General features: G+C 48.2%; 16 protein-coding genes and 1 pseudogene. 2 read left to right on the forward strand and 15 right to left on the reverse strand.

What is annotated here, in order from left to right; translation table 11 throughout:
• Positions 1-206: 206 nt before the first annotated feature.
• On the forward strand, positions 207-1031 hold the full coding sequence (locus RDU59_06090) for an alpha/beta fold hydrolase (GenBank protein MDQ7838045.1): 825 nt from the start codon (positions 207-209) through the stop codon (positions 1029-1031).
• On the opposite strand, the gene RDU59_06095 is transcribed toward RDU59_06090, so the two are convergent.
• The 11 genes from RDU59_06095 to RDU59_06145 all read right to left on the reverse strand — a co-directional run bounded on the left by RDU59_06095 (position 985) and on the right by RDU59_06145 (position 13783).
• Positions 985-1749: a YkgJ family cysteine cluster protein gene (locus RDU59_06095; protein ID MDQ7838046.1), complete on the reverse strand. Its 765-nt coding sequence runs from the start codon at positions 1747-1749 to the stop codon at positions 985-987. The genes RDU59_06090 and RDU59_06095 overlap by 47 nt on opposite strands.
• 156 nt (positions 1750-1905) lie before the next feature.
• Positions 1906-3297, reverse strand: coding sequence for a threonine synthase (gene thrC, locus RDU59_06100; protein ID MDQ7838047.1), 1392 nt, complete (start codon positions 3295-3297; stop codon positions 1906-1908).
• Positions 3298-3781: 484 nt separating this feature from the next.
• Complete coding sequence (locus tag RDU59_06105) at positions 3782-4108, reverse strand: hypothetical protein (protein ID MDQ7838048.1); 327 nt, start codon at positions 4106-4108, stop codon at positions 3782-3784.
• Between the two features lie 504 nt (positions 4109-4612).
• Positions 4613-5974: a sigma-54 dependent transcriptional regulator gene (locus RDU59_06110; protein ID MDQ7838049.1), complete on the reverse strand. Its 1362-nt coding sequence runs from the start codon at positions 5972-5974 to the stop codon at positions 4613-4615.
• Complete coding sequence (locus tag RDU59_06115; protein ID MDQ7838050.1) at positions 5967-7976, reverse strand: PAS domain S-box protein; 2010 nt, start codon at positions 7974-7976, stop codon at positions 5967-5969. Before RDU59_06115 ends, RDU59_06110 begins: the two co-directional genes overlap by 8 nt.
• Positions 7977-8008: 32 nt before the next feature.
• Entirely contained in the window at positions 8009-9388 is a 1380-nt protein-coding gene (locus tag RDU59_06120; protein ID MDQ7838051.1) for an FAD-linked oxidase C-terminal domain-containing protein, read from the reverse strand.
• A gap of 346 nt (positions 9389-9734) precedes the next feature.
• Positions 9735-10148 (reverse strand): cytochrome c3 family protein, encoded by a 414-nt coding sequence (locus tag RDU59_06125; GenBank protein MDQ7838052.1) that lies wholly within the window; start codon positions 10146-10148, stop codon positions 9735-9737.
• A gap of 472 nt (positions 10149-10620) precedes the next feature.
• Positions 10621-11619 (reverse strand): endolytic transglycosylase MltG, encoded by a 999-nt coding sequence (gene mltG / locus RDU59_06130; GenBank protein MDQ7838053.1) that lies wholly within the window; start codon positions 11617-11619, stop codon positions 10621-10623.
• Positions 11620-11666: 47 nt separating this feature from the next.
• Entirely contained in the window at positions 11667-12074 is a 408-nt protein-coding gene (gene ruvX / locus RDU59_06135; GenBank protein ID MDQ7838054.1) for a Holliday junction resolvase RuvX, read from the reverse strand.
• Between the two features lie 2 nt (positions 12075-12076).
• Positions 12077-12562 (reverse strand): BCAM0308 family protein, encoded by a 486-nt coding sequence (locus RDU59_06140; GenBank protein ID MDQ7838055.1) that lies wholly within the window; start codon positions 12560-12562, stop codon positions 12077-12079.
• A gap of 117 nt (positions 12563-12679) precedes the next feature.
• Positions 12680-13783, reverse strand: coding sequence for an inositol-3-phosphate synthase (locus tag RDU59_06145; protein MDQ7838056.1), 1104 nt, complete (start codon positions 13781-13783; stop codon positions 12680-12682).
• A 391-nt stretch (positions 13784-14174) separates the two neighbouring features.
• Between RDU59_06145 and RDU59_06150 the strand changes: the two genes are divergently transcribed.
• Entirely contained in the window at positions 14175-15125 is a 951-nt protein-coding gene (locus RDU59_06150) for a DUF523 and DUF1722 domain-containing protein (protein ID MDQ7838057.1), read from the forward strand.
• A gap of 110 nt (positions 15126-15235) precedes the next feature.
• Here RDU59_06150 and RDU59_06155 read toward each other — a convergent pair whose 3' ends face one another.
• From RDU59_06155 to RDU59_06170, 4 genes and pseudogenes are all read right to left on the reverse strand, one after another.
• Complete coding sequence (locus RDU59_06155; GenBank protein ID MDQ7838058.1) at positions 15236-15481, reverse strand: CopG family transcriptional regulator; 246 nt, start codon at positions 15479-15481, stop codon at positions 15236-15238.
• Positions 15453-15620 (reverse strand): annotated as a pseudogene (locus RDU59_06160) (BrnT family toxin). Before RDU59_06160 ends, RDU59_06155 begins: the two are co-directional and overlap by 29 nt.
• A 162-nt stretch (positions 15621-15782) precedes the next feature.
• Positions 15783-16280 carry a MauE/DoxX family redox-associated membrane protein gene (locus RDU59_06165; GenBank protein MDQ7838059.1) on the reverse strand — a complete coding sequence of 166 codons (498 nt, stop codon included), beginning with the start codon at positions 16278-16280 and terminating at the stop codon, positions 15783-15785.
• 195 nt (positions 16281-16475) lie between these two features.
• The gene (locus tag RDU59_06170) at positions 16476-16754 is read right to left on the reverse strand and encodes a hypothetical protein (protein ID MDQ7838060.1); all 279 of its coding nucleotides are present in this window, start codon (positions 16752-16754) and stop codon (positions 16476-16478) included.
• Positions 16755-16799: the final 45 nt, after the last annotated feature.

Raw genomic sequence — 16799 nt, forward strand, 5'->3', positions numbered from 1 at the left:
GGCAGGGGATGAGGCAGACTTAACCTTAAAACACGTTCGAACGTTTACAGCGGTAAAAAGTATTTGCATTTATGACCGTTAGAGTATAGTAATTAGCGTTCAGCGATCAGCGATTAGCTGTCAGCAAAAACCTAAGACAAACAACACATTAAGCTGAACGCTGATAGCTGAGTGCTGACAGCTTCATTTCTTGGGAGATATACATTATGGACACCTTACAGGAGAAATTTTCCAGGCTGGACCGGCCTGAGATCTTGCAGTACATATTTCACCCCCGCAAGGATTATTCAGACCATGCGCCGGAAGGTATTATAGAACATTTCATCCCTGTGGATGGAGGCGTACAGATCGGCGCGCGTATGCATCTCTCCGTTCCCGATGCCCCCCATATCCTTTTCTTTCATGGCAATGGCGAGATAGCCGGCGACTATGATGACATTGGGCCTGTATACAATCGCTGCGGCTTTAGTTTTATCGCCGTTGATTTTCGTGGATATGGAAAGAGCACGGGTGAGCCTACGGCCGGCTCCATGCTCCGTGACGCCCATGCTGTATATGCGGATATTAAACGGTTTCTAAAGGAAAGCAACCGAACCGGCCCGCTTGTATTGATGGGACGTTCCCTGGGCAGCGTATCCGCCATTGAACTGGCAGCGTCTTATAACGATGAGATTGCCGCTCTTATCCTGGACAGCGCCTTTGCCAGTACGGTTGCCCTTCTGGGGCGTATCGGTGCTCCAGGTTCCGATCTGGGGATATCAGAAGAAGACGGCCTCATTAACGTCAAAAACATAGTCAAGGTCACAAAGCCCACACTTATTATCCACGGTCAACGCGATGCCCTCATCCCTTTAACCGACATAGAGGTGCTTATGTCTTACGCCGGCGCCAAGAAGAGGCAGCTCATCGTGGTGCCGGGCGCAGACCACAATGATATTATAACCAGGTGCGGCGAGGCTTACTTCCAGACCATTCAGGACTTTGTCATCGGGCGGAAACGAACGTATTTTCGTGACCTAAAAAAAACTTGAGCCAGTTAAGGCCGAATTTCATCAGCTCGACGTCGTCTGCCCTCAGTTTTTTTATGACTTGGGAGGGCACCTTGAATCTTTTGAGGAAGGTGCTTTCAAAGACGAAACCTCTGAATGCGTCGAGGTTGTAGCAGGCCATAAAGGCCATCTTTCGCTTCTGTTCCGCATTCTTTTCCAGCGTCCAGGGCGCCTTCCGGATCAAGGTGTCAAACTCTACCCAAAGGTCGTTCATAAGATTGAAGGTCGCAATCTCCTGATCCCGGATCCACTCCGCCACCGTCCATTCCCGGCTTTCATTATGACCAAGGCAGTGCTCCGCCCGATGGACAAAATAATAATCTTTTGGTCCGGTTTCAGGGAGGCCTCTATCCACGGCGCGCTCCAGAGGATACATACGGCAGGCCGTAGGGCGGTCTTCATATATAGTACAGCCGGCCTCACCTAAAAAGGGACAGGTGCGTTCTGTGTTGTCGGCCATCTTTAACGTGACTGTCGGGAAGAAAGGATTGTCCTGGTAGGCCATAATAGTATGTTTATCCAGGAAGGCGTCTGAAGAAAGCCCCAGGCGACTTTTCAGGCGGATAATGTCGTAGGGATAGAGGAGCAGGTCAACTCTGCGACAGCAGAGCATGAAACAGGCCACACCCGGATGGCAGGCAAATCGAAACGTCCCCTCACCAATCGGCGACATACCTGCTGGGAAGACTTTTTTATCCATATATGCAATCCTATTGCTACGGCAATTAAACAGATTAAATCCCCCTCACCCCCCTTTCCCAAAGGGAGAAGTGTTTTTCCTCCCTTTGAAAAAGGGAGGTTGGGAGGGATTTAAGAATACTTTTTCAAACAGCTAAACTGATACCGTATTTGTAACTTAGACGGCATTTTTGTGCAGATAATCCTTGATAACGTCTGTATCGGCTTCCAATACCTCACACCGCGCCTCGCGTTCCCCAAGACCCTGCAGTCTCGGCGGCAGTTCCGGTTCTCTGCCCAGGGCCTGAAAAACGGCCTCGCCAAATTTGGCCGGATGAGCGGTAGCCAGGCACACCATGGGGACATCCGGCTCACGAAGGTCCAGTCCCGCCCTTACCCCGACCGCCGTGTGAGGATCGAGAATATAGCCGGTTTCTTCATAAAAGGAACGGATAGTTTTAAGTGTGGTTGGCTGATCCACACTCCGGCTGACAAAATCCCTCCTGACAACTTCATGTTCTTCTTCTGTAAATTTCAGATGGCCGCTTTTGCTGAAGGCCTTCATGGCCTCTCTGACCCGCTCTGCATCTTCATTATAGAAATAGTAAAGATAACGTTCAAAGTTGCTGGCCACCTGGATGTCCATAGATGGGCTTACGGTCGGCACTACTTTACCGATAGAATAATCCCCGGCATTAATAAAGCGGGTCAGGATGTTATTTTCGTTGGTGGCCAGCACCAGCCTGTGAAATCCCTTGCCCATCATCCGCCTGGCTATATAGCCGGCAAAGATGTCCCCGAAATTTCCGGTAGGGACGGCAAAACTGATCTCTTCGCGGTCTGTCTCTTCCCTGACCCGGAAATAGGCATAGAAATAGTAAACGATCTGCGCCAGGACGCGTGCCCAGTTTATGGAATTTATGGCCCCCAGGGCGTGGGTTTCTTTGAATGGGAGGTCATTAAATACGGCCTTGACGATGGCCTGGCCGTCATCAAATGTCCCCTTTATGGCGACGTTGAAGACATTGGCATCGGTTACTGTGGTCATCTGCAATTCCTGAATAGGGCTGACCCGCTTGTATGGATGGAGGATAAAGATATTGATGTTTTTTTTGCCCCTTACCCCATAGATAGCCGCACTTCCGGTATCACCGGACGTAGCCCCCAGGATGTTCATCTTCCGGCCGCCTTCGAGAAGCAGGTATTCAAAGACATTTCCCAGAAACTGAAGGGCCACATCTTTAAAGGCCAAGGTTGGACCGTGAAAAAGTTCAAGTACGTAAATCCCATCCTTTTTGACCACAGGCGTAATCTCCGGGTGGTCAAAGGCAGAGTAAGAACGCTTTACCAGTCTTTTCAGGTCTTCGGCCTTGATATCCGTGATGAACAGGGACATGACCTTAAAGGCCAGTTCCGGATAGGATAGCCTGGCCCAACTTCTGAGTTCTCCGGCGCTTACCATAGGGATAGATTCAGGCAGTAAAAGTCCGCCATCCGTAGCCAGGCCCATAATGACTGCCTCCCGGAAGGATACCGGCTTTATTTGTCCTCTGGTGCTTATGTATCGCATTTTTTTGCCCTTGACGCCTTTTCAATACTTGATGGTCTCATAACAAGTAAAATTTTACCGCAGAGATCGCTGAGAACGCTGAGATAACATAGTGAATAGTTTACAGTTTTTCTCTGCGCACTCTGCGTGCTCAGCGGTGAGAAGGCTTTTTTACGAATTGATCATACTTAGTTACTGAAATTTAACAGAATCAGGGCAAAAAAGAAAGGGTAAGGGGGGGTAAATTTAAAGAATATAGAATGCGGGGTCAGGAAGGGCGTTTCGGGTTGCGAGTTACGAGTTTGTTAATCCGAAACCCGTAACCCGGAGGCTGAACATGCATAGCGAGCGCATTCCCCGCTGCTTGCCGCAGGGTTAGCGAGCGAATACGATGCATTTTACCTTGCATACGGAGATTCCCCGCAGCTTGCTGCGGGGAGCTTCAAAGCTGATAGCTGAAAGCCTGAATCCGGCCTTAGGCCGACCGTAGGCCGGAAACGGTAGTTTACGGATGGGGAGTATTTGATTTTTTCGGCCCCTTGCACTTGTTACAATATCCGGCCGTGTCATATTCCCGCCGGAGCATACAAACCTGGGGCGCTATCCTGGCCTTGAAGGTCTCGCACCATTCCGTCTTCTTGAGTTTTTCTTCTTCCATTTCTATGTGCCTGGGTATGTCGCGGTAGCGGTAAACCTTTTTCATCTTTATGACATGGTCGGATAGTCCGATGTTGTCGATCTGGTCACCTGTCTGATCAACTTTATAGAAGCAGAGCATAAGTGTTTTGCTTTTCGATATCTTATCTTTTTGGGGCTTAGACTGGTTGGGCATTTTCTCCTCCTCTTATTGTACTGTCAGAACTTAGCCACAGAGGACACAGAGAATCGAAAAATGTACAAGTATGCCGTCTTTATTTTGTTTTTTAAACATCTTTTCTTTTCTCTGCGCTCTCTGTGGTTAATATCTTTTTTATAGAGTATCAAATTTGATGCCAGAATGAGTACTCGTTCAAAAGGAGGCCAATTGCCTGGGTATCCGCAAGTTCCGGTAGTAGGTGGGGGTGGTGAGGGAAAAGGCCGATGGGACAAAATGTCACAGGGGGAGGAGCTTATTGGTTAGATAATGCGCTTATTGTATGATATAGGCGGAACAGGACAAATTGTCACCCGGATGGGACAACTTGTCCCGATATAAAAATTGATGGTCTCGTAAAAAATCAAATTTACCGCAGAGATCGCCGAGAACGCTGAGATAACATATTGAATAGTTTACAGTTTTTCTCTGCGGACTCTGTGTGCTCAGCGGTGAAAAGGCTTTTTTACGAATTTATCAAAATTAGGTTATCTGCAGATTGTAGGCCTTTATCTTGCGATAAAGGGTGCGGCGATCGATGCCCAGGATCTTCGCAGCCTCCGATTGGTTTCCGCGGGTTAAGTTGAGTATATCCTGGATATGTTTTTTCTCCAGATTTTCTAAGCTGGAAGGTATAGGGATTTCTTCGTCAGATGCATAGGGGACCGAGCGAAGACCCTCGGGCAGGTTTTCGGGCTGGATCACGGGGCCTTCGGTGAGGATGGCCGCCCGTTCCAGGACATTTTCCAACTCCCGAACGTTTCCCGGCCAGGCATATTCCATAAGAATGCGCATCGCTTCTCTTGAGACACCAAGCGGCTTTTGGTTGTTCTCTGCGGCATGTTTCTTAAGAAAGTGTCTCACCAGCAGGGGGATGTCTTCTTTACGGTCCTTTAATTCCGGGAGGCTTATGGGGATTACGTTTAACCGGAAATAGAGGTCTCCTCGTATCTTCCCTTCTTTAAGTAGTTGTTGGAGATCATGGTGTGTAGCCGCGACAAGTCTTACGTCGATTTTAATATCTTTCGTTGCGCCTACCGGCCGGATTTCCCTCTCCTGGATAGCCCTGAGCAACTTGCCCTGAATGGAAACAGGCATATCGCCAATTTCATCCAGGAACAAGGTCCCGCCATCTGCTTCGACAAAAAGGCCCATTTTGGCATGCCTGGCATCGGTAAAGGCCCCCCTGGCGTGACCAAAAAGCTCTGTTTCCAGAAGGGTCTCGGGTATGGCCGCACAATTGAAGGCGACAAATGGTTTATCCGCACGGGGACTGTTATAATGCAGGGCCCTGGCTACGAGTTCCTTGCCGGTGCCGCTCTTCCCGTAGATTATGACGGTGCTTTTGGCCCTGGCCACGCGGCGGATCAGGGAAAATAACTCCTGCATGACCGGGCTTTTCCCGATAATGTTTGAGAAACAAAACTCTTTCGTTATCTCCTGGCGCAAACCGGCTACTTCAAGCTGGAGCCTTCGCTCCCGGAGGGCGGCTTCTACCACAGACAGGAACTGCTGTGTTTTAAACGGCTTGGCTATATAGTGGTAGGCCCCCTTCTTCATGGACTCCACTGCGGCCTCGATAGAACCAAAGGCGGTCATCAGTATAACCGGGACATCCTGATGATTTTCCTTTATCCTTTTCAGGAATTCCAGACCATCCATCCCTGGCATGCGGATATCAGTGATTACCAGGTCGATATCTCCCACAGCGGAGTTAGCCAGGGCGTCCTGCCCGTCAAGGGCGGTTTCCACGTCATAACCTTCTTTTTCCAATACCTTCCTGAGCATAATGGTCATTTGCACGTCATCATCAACGATGAGTATGGAATAAGGGATATCAGGCATGGCTAATGGTCTCCTCTGTTCCGCTGCCCTTCAGAGGTGCACTCAGTGGAAGATGGATTGTAAATGTAGCGCCCCTATTAACCTCGCTTTCTACCTCGATGCTACCCGCGTGATCTTTGACTATCCTCAGGCAAACGGCCAGTCCCAGACCGGTTCCCTGGCCCATGGCCTTGGTAGTAAAAAAGGGGTCAAATATGGATTTTAGATTTTCTTTTTCAATGCCGTGACCGGAATCCTTTATCTGTATACAGATACACGGCGTCTCTATCCTGAAAGCGGTGGATGCTGATAATAGAGTGGTGTTTATTTGCAAAGACCCACCCGTGGGCATGGCCTGAAAGGCATTCAAAAGGAGATTGGTGAATAGTTGTCGCAGCCTGTATTTATCACCCATTAAGGGCGGCAGGGCCGGGGTTAAATTCAGTTGTATGTTATGACCCGGTTTAATCATATGTTTTAAAAGGCGGAGGTTGTCATGAATGATCTCGTTTATATTTAACGGGGCAAACTCTAAGGACGAAGGACGGGCAAAATCCAGGAGATTCTTAACCTGGTCGGATATCCTCTGGCACTGATCGATTATGGTCTCCAACTCTTCCCGCATGGGATGCTGCTCAGGAAGGTCGGCCAAGAGAAACTCGGCATTACCGGAGATAATATTCAAGGGCGTACCGATTTCATGGGCAATACCCGAGGCAATAAGCCCCACCGTAGCCAGTTTTTCGGAGTGGATCATCTGTTCCCGTTGTTGCCTGCGTTCGGAAATGTCTCTGGCTATACCCTGAAATCCGATTATCTTGCCTTCGGTGTCATGTATGGGCTGGATATTGACCATAATGGTTTTCCCCCCCCCATTCTTAGCCAGTATTTGCAGGTCTTCAACCAGGGCACGGCTGGTCTTCACCAGCGTCCTGATCTGCGCTATGGCCTTTTTTTGCGACTCCGGAGTAAGGATGTCAAAAACACTTTTACCACGTAACTCGGCAGGCGTATAACCGGTCAAGACACTTATGTTCCGGTTTACAAAGGTAATGCGACTGTATGAGTCGAGAGTGTATATCAAGTCGTTCGAGTTTTCAACCAGCAAGCGGTACCGTTCTTCCGATTGTTTTAACATCTCCAGGGCGGCGGAAAGTTCCTGATATTTTTCGGAGAGGTCTTCTATAACCGCATAAAGTGTCTTATACGGATAGCGAATAGATGAGACAAAGACTACCCAATAGATAATGCCATAAGCCGCAATTATGAAGAAATGAGAAAAGGGATTGTGATTTATTAGCGGGCAGTCTTCACACTGGAAGCATAATCCGCTGCTCAATGCCTCGCTGTATGCCAGCAGGGCCAGGGCGCCCAGGAATAAGGCATTGGATTTGGATTCGGTAAACAGTTCTTTCTTATAGCAGAGGTACATAGCCACGGCGTAAAGGGGTACAGTCAAGAAATCCCGGTTGATAAGGCGGGCCGCATTTATTGGCGAGAGGGCAGATTGGTGGGATTTCAGGTACGAGCCGGCGCCTATTATCAGAGTGAGGAGAACGAGAACTCCTAATAAATAGTGAAGACGTCTGCGTGTCGAAAATGTCCTGCCCACGGCAAATATACTGAACAGAAGACCTAACGGCAGCAAAAGTTGACCCGTAGCATAAAAACAAAGGGGATTGTTTAGTGACCCGTTGTTTTTGATAAGGGTAAGACTTTCCTGGTAGTGCATGATATGGAGCAGGCTCAAAAGGCCGACCAGCAGAAAGGCATTTCCCAGAGATAATATGAACGTGTCCCGCCGGTCGGGATAGGTATGCCAGGCCAGCAGAAACAGAGATACAGAGACAAATACACCTAAAAATTCAGCAACGAGATGCAGGGGCGGGAATACCTTTGTTATTGATAGCGTAATCCCGGTATCATGTAAGTAGCGGAGGAAGAGGACAGTAGGGAAAAAGGCGGCTACGGCTATAATAAGTATAGTCCGCTCCAGGTGATTTGAAGGCCTTGTCGCTGACAAGCCCGCCCCGGCGGATCTATGATTTTCCCGGCTCAATATGGGAATACCTTTCCAGGATTTAAAATATTGTTAGGATCGAGCGCTGCCTTTATCTTCTTCATGGTCTCGACAGCCAGGGGGCTGAGTTCAAGCCCCAGAAAGGGTGATTTCGTTATACCGATGCCGTGCTCACCCGATAATGTCCCTCCCAATTCTAAGGCGGTGCGGAATATCTGTTCCTTAGCTTTTTGGGCCCTCTGCAACTCAACCCTGTCTTCCCGGTCGATCATAATATTTATATGGATATTACCATCTCCGGCATGGCCAAAACAGAGGACGATTAAGTCGTTTTCCGTACCTATGGCCTTAGCGCGGGAAACCATCTCTGCTATGCGGCTGCGCGGGACGACAATATCTTCGCTTATTTTATGGGGTTTAAGTTTAAACAGGGCCGGAGAGACGGCCCGGCGGGCCTGCCATAGGAGAGCCGCTTCGCTTTCGTCTCCGGCTGTCCGGATATCGCGGGCCCCCATTTTTTTACATAGTTGGCAGATTGTGTCTGCCTCCGCTTCTACCGCTTCTTTACGGCCGTCCACTTCTATTAAAAGCAGGGCCCCGGCTTCCCTGGGTAGCCCCAGACGCAGGCAGTCTTCTACACAGGAGATAGCGGTCTGGTCCATGAATTCCAGGGCCGCCGGTATAATTCTGGCGCTGATAATACCGGATACGGTCTGCATAGCCGTATCCAGTCTGTCAAATACAGCTAACAGGGTCTTCCGGGCTTCCGGCAGGGGAAGTAACTTCAGAATAATCCTGGTAATGATTCCCAGTGTCCCCTCAGAGCCTACAAAGAGCTTGGTTAAGTCATACCCCACCACACCTTTTCGGGTGCGCACACCCGTCCTGATAATTCCGCCGGTGGGCAGCGCTACTTCCAGGCCGGTTACATAATCTTTAGTGACACCGTACTTAACGGCCCGGGCGCCGCCGGCACATTCAGCCACATTTCCGCCTATAGTAGAAAACTTGAGGCTGGATGGATCAGGGGGGTAAAAAAGGCCGACCTTTTCTATCTCCCTTTGCAAGTCACCGGTTATTACCCCTGGTTCTACTACCGCTGTCAGATTTTCCGTATCAATTTCCAGGATACGGTTAAGGCGGGTGAGCGCCAGGACCAGTCCACCATTTATCGCCAGAGCGCCCCCGGTCATGCCGGTTCCGGCCCCGCGGGGCGTGACCGGAAATTTTTCCCGGTTGGCGAGTTGTATAATAGCGTCTATCTCTTCTGCTGTTCCAGGGACGGCCACAGCATCCGGCAGATAGAAGAGATTAGTAGCATCATAGGCATAGCAAATCCGGTCCTCCTGAGAGGTAAGGAGGTTTTTTTTACCGATGATGTTTTCGATCTTAGATAATGTAGCCGGTGAAATCATATTTGTCCGGAATACAGAAGTCAGAATAGAAACCCTGGCTTTCAGCTCTTTCTGTCTGGATTTTATAGCAGAAGGGGACCGGAAAAACACTACTTTTTTGCTTGCAGGAGAATGGCAAAGTCTCAAATATCACGCAAAGCCGCCAAGGACGCAAAAAGAATAAAATTTGGAACTCAGGAACTCATGAAAAAAGGCTTTTATCACTGACTTCCAGATTTTCTTTTTTCCTTCGCGGTCTTCGCGCCTTCGCGTGAGAAATTGACTTTTTACGAAGCCGTCAAATAAAACGGGGATTGGGAGGCAAAACCCCTCAATCCCCGCTCTCATGTCCTTAAAATCGTTTTATTTACTTACCGTGACACTCTCCGCAGGCCACCGGCGCTTTTTTGCCTTCTTTTTTGGCCTTCATGTGGCACTCCTTACAGTTCTTATGAAATGCCAATTCCGGTGAGGCCATTTGCTGCTTCTCCTGTGGGGAGAGTTGGGCCATGGGTTTGGCTACACTATGGCAGCTATCACATTTTTTTACCGCATCACCCTTCTTCCAGGTATTCTTGCCATCTTTATAGACATGATGGCAATCAGTACAGCCGATCTTGTAATCAACGGCGTGTTTCTTGTGGGTGAATTTTACCAGGCCCTTGGTATGCTTGGCATAGGCCTTGCTGCTGATAGTGACCGTGTCCGGCTCTGCGGCAAAGGCTACCGCTACCAGACAAAAAGAGGCGATTACAGCCATAATAATTGCTAGTTTTTTCATCTTTTTCACCTCCTTTCTTGTTAAATTCAACAACCGACGAAATAAAAGGGGCTACCGGCCGTCAGCCTTAAGCTGACTGCTGATAGCTGAACGCTGATTACTTTATCTACTTAGACGCCTGATTTACCCGGCCGGATTACCCGAATACCATCACCTTAAAAATAGTTAGGCAGGCGTCTTACCTGTCAAGACCGGGTAGTTACGGAGTCACACACTTCGCAAATTCTATATAAAATGGCTTGAGCTTGTCAAGCTAAAAGATTCCGGGCTCACTCTTTATTTTTATGAAGCCCGACGTTTCTTAATAAAAACTAAATAGTTTTCATCCGGAAATTACGGTTAGAATTCACGCTTTCAGCCGTCAGTAAAAAATCTAAGACAAACAACACATTAAGCTGAACGCTGATAGCTGATTGCTTTATCCGGCCTTAGGCCGACCGTAGGCCGGAAATCTTGGGTTCCCGGATAGTAACTAATCAGTAGTGGTAGAGGCCGGAACGTCTAAGACCGGCTTTTTTTGGTATATGGCGACGGCCCGTTGGTGGGCTTCAAGGGTGATCGAGAAATGATGCGAGCCATCGTTTTTGGACACAAAATACAAAACCCTTTTTTTTACAGGATTAATTGCCGCGTTAATTGCCGCTTCTCCCGGGCAGGCTATGGGGCCTGGCGGTAATCCCTTGATTATGTATGTATTATAAGGGGTTGGTGTCCGTAGATCCTTTCTGGTGAGGTTGCCGTTAAAATCGCGTATCCCATAAATAACCGTCGGATCTGCCTGCAAGGGCATGCCGCGACGCAAACGGTTATGGAAGACGGCCGAAATAAGTCTCCTCTCGCCTGGCACCCCGGTTTCCTTCTCGATAATGGAGGCCAGCGTTACAACCTCACGCATGGACAGACCTCGCCTTTCAGCCTCTTCTGCATAGTTTTGTGAGTATATCTTCTTAAACCGGTTTGTCATCTTACGAAGGACATCTTCCGCCTGCATGTCCCTCCAAAATTCATAAGTATCCGGGAAGAGATAACCCTCAAGACTTGACCCCTCGAGTCCAAGGGATGATATAATATCCTGGTCAAAGGCCATGGCCAGGAATTCTTGTTTTTTTACCAGTCCTTCTTTAGCGAGTGTGTCGGCAATCTGATAGATGTTGTAGCCTTCGGGGATAGTGACCATGTGCTGAATAACCCAGCCATTAACCAACTTACTGAGCACTTCCCGGGGGAGCATAGATGGGCTTAGCTCATATTCTCCGGCCCTTACCTGGTTGACTGACCCGGTGAGTTTTGCCAATATGGCAAATTTAAAACTGCTTCTGATAATGCCTTCCTTTTCCAATTGACGGGAAATAGTCAGAAATTTGGTCTTTGGCCGGATATAGATAACCTTTGACTTCGCATGTCTTTCCGGCGGGATATAGAAAAACGTGAAAACCTGATAGGCGAGAAAGAGCGCAACATATACACCCACCAGCGTCCGCCACCTAACATATTTCCTAATACTATCAGGTATCCGTATCATCTGCTGTCCAAGAAACCCTGGAGGATATAGGCTGCGGCCAGGTGGTTAACCACTTTTTTGCGCTTGGCACGGCTGGCGTCACCCGCAAGTAATGTCCTTGTAACCGCCACTGTGGAAAAACGCTCATCCCAGGTGTGGATAGGCTGCGGAATAGCCGATTTCAGCTTTTCTGTAAATTCCAGGACAAAAACCGCCGCCGGTCCGAGGCTCCCATCCGTTTTTTTGGGGAGCCCTACGACCACTTCCGTGACGTTTAACTCGCTGATAAGCCTTTTCAGGGCATCTATATCTTCCTCTTCGGTCTTCCTGGATAAGGTCTTTAGCGGTTGAGCGGTAATGCCCAGTTCATCGCTTACGGCGATGCCGATGGTCTTCGTACCTATGTCCAGACACATAATGCGCATAATTACCGGCTCCAATAAACCCTTATAGTCTTTTCGGCATCGCCGTACTGGAAGGAAAATTCGCCCTGATAGGCCCGGGATAGCGCCTCCCCGATGCGGCGGGCCATATGCACCCCGGTTGTCGTAATCAGGGTGTGGTCGTCTCCATCAACAATGGACATGATCCTTTCCATGGGGTGTTCTCCCTTCTCCAACTCCTCTTCATTATGGATGAGGTTCAGCAGCTCTTCACGGTGTTGTTTGAAAAAATCACCCTTGATCTCCACATACCCTGCCGGATAGTCATCAGCGATACGCTGACAGGCAGGGCAGACCACCCTATTGGCTTCCTTCGGCGGTTTTTCCCATGACCAACGCCCGTCCTGAAAAAGGGAACCACATTCAGTACATACCGTCGGTTCCGGCCACTTGCCCCATTCTTTGTAAGTATCGTGCCTTTTTTCCTGGACCAGCTTGTCTCTTCTTCTACCGTGTTGGCTTTTATCCATGGCAATCCTCCGTTTTCATGCCCTTACTGTTTTCTTCTAAATGGTGTCCTGCGGGATTTATCCGGTATTTTTGTTTATAGTATAACATAGCTGCTTAAGAAGCCGAAACCCCCGTGGTTAATTTTCTCGTGCCCCGGCGATGAATTCTTCGGTCATCCGGTAGGCCTCGTCATCGGTGAACTGTCTGGGAGGATGTTTCATAAAGTATGCCGAAGGAGAATAAAGAACACCTCCCTGGCCCCGGTTGAGAGCCAGCTTGCAGCATCGGATGGCATCAATGGCCACCCCTGCGGAGTTCGGGGAATCCTCAACCGAAAGCCGCAGTTCGAGGTTCAGGGGGACGTCGCCGAAAAGCCTGCCCTCCATCCGGATAAAACAGACCTTATTGTCTTTCTGCCAGGCCACATAATCGCTGGGGCCGATGTGTATATTTTCAGGCTCAAGCCTTTCGGCCAGGACTGACTGGACGGCCTCTGTCTTCGATACCTTTTTTGAAATAAGCCTGCTTCTGTTGAGCATATTGAGGAAATCGGTGTTGCCGCCGGTATTCAACTGATAGGTCCTTTCGAGCTTTACCCCCCTTTTTTTAAACAAATCAGCCAGCGTCCTATGTATGATGGTGGCGCCGATCTGGGATTTTATATCATCACCGATCAGAGGTATGCCTTTCTCTTTAAATCTATCCGCCCATTTCGAATCACTGGCTATGAAAACCGGCATACAGTTAATAAGGGCTATCCCTGCCTCAAGGGCGCATTCAGTATAGAACCTTACCGCCTGTTCAGAGCCTACCGGGAGGTAATTTAGCAGGATCTCTGCCCTTGATTCCTTCAATACCTTAATTATATCTTCTTTCGACGCCTCTTTTTCGTCGCTAAGGACGAATGTATATTTGTCATCGTAATTCTTCATGTGCTCTGAAAACCCATCGAGTATCTTCCCCATTCTTACCCGGACGTTTGTTTCGGGGATATTTCTACAAAATACGGTCGTGCAGTTTGGGAGTTCAAAGATAGCGTCGGATACATCTTTCCCGACCTTCCTTTTATCAATGTCAAAGGCCGCTACCACCTCAATATCAGAGGGCCTGTATCCTTCGATGTCCCGGTGCATCAATCCGATAGTTTTTTTACTCTCTTTATTTCTATAATAGGCAATACCCTGGATCAATGAACTCGCACAGTTACCAAGCCCCGAAATGGCTATCCTGATCTTCTGCATAAACAACTACCTCCCATACCTTAAAACTTTGCAGCCATTTCATCAATTTTGACGTCAATGTTTAACTTGTGGAAACGGCATCGTATGACGGAGTTCAACGTCAGTGGGGAAGCCCTCTTTCCTCCCCTAATTTGTAATCATATCACATTATTCTCCGATTATACAAACATCTCAAGGACATGCGTATAGGGTTTTCCCCTTGCCGGGGGGCCTCACGCTTGATATAGTCAGATAACCACGCGCATTTCTTATATCACAATTTAGAGATAGTATGAAACACGCATCCGCCTGCGGCGGACAAAGGACAATAAAAATAATCCCCCCTTTTTTTAGTAAAGGGGGCATCCGTTAAATCCCACTTTGGAAAAGGGGGATACAGGGGGATTTTCAGGTGAAAAAAACCATAAGATTGGGCATCAGTGCCTGTCTGCTGGGTAGTAAGGTCCGTTTTGACGGAGGGCACAAATGGGACCGGTTTATCACCGATACCTTGGGAAAGTACGTGGAATATAGGCCGGTATGCCCGGAGGCGGAATGCGGTTTAGGTATCCCACGGGAGCCCATGCGCCTGGCAGGAGAACCCGATTCCCCCCGTCTGACGACGGTGCATACCGGTGAGGATCATACGAAGCGCATGGCCCGCTGGGTGCGGAAGCGTGTGGTTGAACTGGCGAAGGAAGACCTGTGGGGTTTTGTCTTTAAGGCCAGATCGCCCAGTTGCGGCGTGAGGGGAATCAAGGTCTTTAATGAAGAAGGGGGGTGCGCAAAAAACGGGATGGGCATATTTGCCCGGGCATTCATGGACCATTTCCCCCTCTGTCCGGTGGAAGACGAAGACCGGCTCCATGATCCTGCCATTCGGGAAAATTTCATAGAGCGTATCTTTGTCTGTAAAAGGTGGCGCGAGATGGGGGCACAAAAGATGAGCCGGGATAATCTGGCAGATTTCCATAACAGGCACGAGCTGCTTATCCTTGCCCACAGTCCAAAGCGCTCCGGTACGATGAAAAAATTGGCAGCCAGGGACCAAAAGAAACCGGTCAGGGAACTGTATGCGCAATACCAGAACCTTTTAATGGAGGCCCTGCGCTTGAAAGTGACGCCGAGGAAAAATGTCGGCATCCTGCAGCATATTGTGGGGTGTCTCAAAAATCAGCTTTCCCCGGAGGAAAGAAAAGAGCTGCTGGAGGCCGTCGATTCTTATCGCCAGGGGCGTGTTCCTCTGATTGTCCCTACTACGCTTCTGAATCATTATGTACGCAGATGTGATCTTCCTTACCTGAGAGAACAATACTATCTGTATCCTCACCCTATAGAACTCCAATTAAGAAACCATGTTTAAGGGAAGAACTAACACCGTCCCCATCGGCTGCGGTGGCGGAACGCCATCCGCACGGGTGAACATGCATAGCGAGCGCATTCCCCGCTGCTTGCTGTGGGGAGCTTCAATTGTTAGGCGCTTTTTTGATTTTTATAGTGTGAAGCATACCAATCTATAACCTGTCTGATCATCTTTTGATACGAGGTGTGCTGTTTCTTTACTTCTTTTTTAAAAAAATCAATGCTCGATTTTTTCAGGGCAATCGTTACCTTCACGTTTTCCTCTTTCAAGACCAACTGGTCCGGCGGCGGAAGAAAATCCTTAACAACTCTTAACTCACCCATCGGTTCATTCGTGTGCTTTATTTTGCTCTTCATATATCTGCCTCCCTTTTCTCCAATATCCAGTCCCATAAATGCGGATAACATTACCCCGGTACGTAAACCTCACGGTCATTATGCCTCCACCGACACGGCCAATGCAGTAAAACCGTTCCTCCTCTGTACTATGATGCATAAAAAGATGTCCTCCTGTTAAGAAGAAAAAGAACTTTGCCCAAAACTCTATAAACTTAACAGGAGGACATATGGTGAATAATGATTTGGATGTTAACAGGGTTAGAGTATTTCGTCTAATAAAACAAGAAAGGCATATTTACATGACCGTTGTTTCCTAAGATTACGCCAGAAGCTTAGTGCCAAAATAACGATGGCTAAACCTCCTTCTTTCCAGGAGGTAAAGGGTTATGACCATTAACAGCCAAAACGTATTAAATATAATGTGCCAATGGCTTGTGCTGGTGAGTATGCTGTCTTCAGCAAAACAGCCACAATAAAATTCCAGGCCCCGGGCAATGTTAAGGCCGGTAACCAGAATAAATAATACCAGCAAACCGCTCTGCATGATTATACAGGCCCTCACGAAGATGCCGGCCAAAATGAAGATTCCTGTCCAGAACTCGATCCAGGGTAATATCACCGCCGTCATATTTATCAACCAATAAGGTAGTACCTCATAATTTACAATTATTTCTTTAAATCGGGTGGCGTCCTGAATCTTGGAGAGGCTTGCATATATGAACAGGCCGCCCAGGCAGAGTCTCAACAGAAAAATGATAATAACTCGCCTCGGGATCGACCATCTCTTAGAAACCCACCTTAAGGTTACAAAGGCCATTTCCCACCTGATTAATTTTTACGACGAATCATAAATCCAGCTTTTGTTATAAGAACTTAAAACGTTTAATACCCTTAATACAATGATCGGCAACACTAAAAAATAAGTTTAATCAGGTGAAAAGTATCAACTTATATCAGTTTCTTGCTGTGATTTGGGACGGTGGATTTTACGGGCGGGATATGAGGGACGGCATCAAAAATAAGTGATAGTTTTCAACAACGTCCCCATATTCACGTCCCCATATTCACCATATTCTCCCATTTTGATGTCGCCAGAGTTGAAGGCGCAATAGAACTGAACAAACGACTGATATGGCGTGGATAAATCACCTTGTTCTTCTTTTCCTGTAATGGCTTTCTGAATTGGCTGCATAGCTTTCCCCATGTGTTGTCTATCAAGCCCATGGTTCCCTAAAATATCATATCCTACCAAATCATTATAAATGACAAATAATCTCTTGACAGGGGGCAATATAGGATGTCCCCATCGGATTCATGGCGGAGGCTTGTGGAGTCA

The sequence above is a fragment of the Thermodesulfobacteriota bacterium genome, from assembly GCA_031082315.1.
Classification (GTDB): Bacteria; Desulfobacterota; QYQD01; order QYQD01; family QYQD01; genus QYQD01.

Excerpts from the sequence above, each read along its gene's own strand:
- RDU59_06090 (MDQ7838045.1), top strand. The coding sequence starts at position 207 with ATGGACACCTTACAGGAGAAATTTTCCAGGCTGGACCGGCCTGAGATC.
- RDU59_06095 (MDQ7838046.1), bottom strand. The coding sequence starts at position 1,749 with ATGGATAAAAAAGTCTTCCCAGCAGGTATGTCGCCGATTGGTGAGGGG.
- thrC (MDQ7838047.1), bottom strand. The coding sequence starts at position 3,297 with ATGCGATACATAAGCACCAGAGGACAAATAAAGCCGGTATCCTTCCGG.
- RDU59_06105 (MDQ7838048.1), bottom strand. The coding sequence starts at position 4,108 with ATGCCCAACCAGTCTAAGCCCCAAAAAGATAAGATATCGAAAAGCAAA.
- RDU59_06110 (MDQ7838049.1), bottom strand. The coding sequence starts at position 5,974 with ATGCCTGATATCCCTTATTCCATACTCATCGTTGATGATGACGTGCAA.
- RDU59_06120 (MDQ7838051.1), bottom strand. The coding sequence starts at position 9,388 with ATGATTTCACCGGCTACATTATCTAAGATCGAAAACATCATCGGTAAA.
- RDU59_06125 (MDQ7838052.1), bottom strand. The coding sequence starts at position 10,148 with ATGAAAAAACTAGCAATTATTATGGCTGTAATCGCCTCTTTTTGTCTG.
- ruvX (MDQ7838054.1), bottom strand. The coding sequence starts at position 12,074 with ATGCGCATTATGTGTCTGGACATAGGTACGAAGACCATCGGCATCGCC.
- RDU59_06140 (MDQ7838055.1), bottom strand. The coding sequence starts at position 12,562 with ATGGATAAAAGCCAACACGGTAGAAGAAGAGACAAGCTGGTCCAGGAA.
- RDU59_06145 (MDQ7838056.1), bottom strand. The coding sequence starts at position 13,783 with ATGCAGAAGATCAGGATAGCCATTTCGGGGCTTGGTAACTGTGCGAGT.
- RDU59_06155 (MDQ7838058.1), bottom strand. The coding sequence starts at position 15,481 with ATGAAGAGCAAAATAAAGCACACGAATGAACCGATGGGTGAGTTAAGA.
- RDU59_06165 (MDQ7838059.1), bottom strand. The coding sequence starts at position 16,280 with ATGGCCTTTGTAACCTTAAGGTGGGTTTCTAAGAGATGGTCGATCCCG.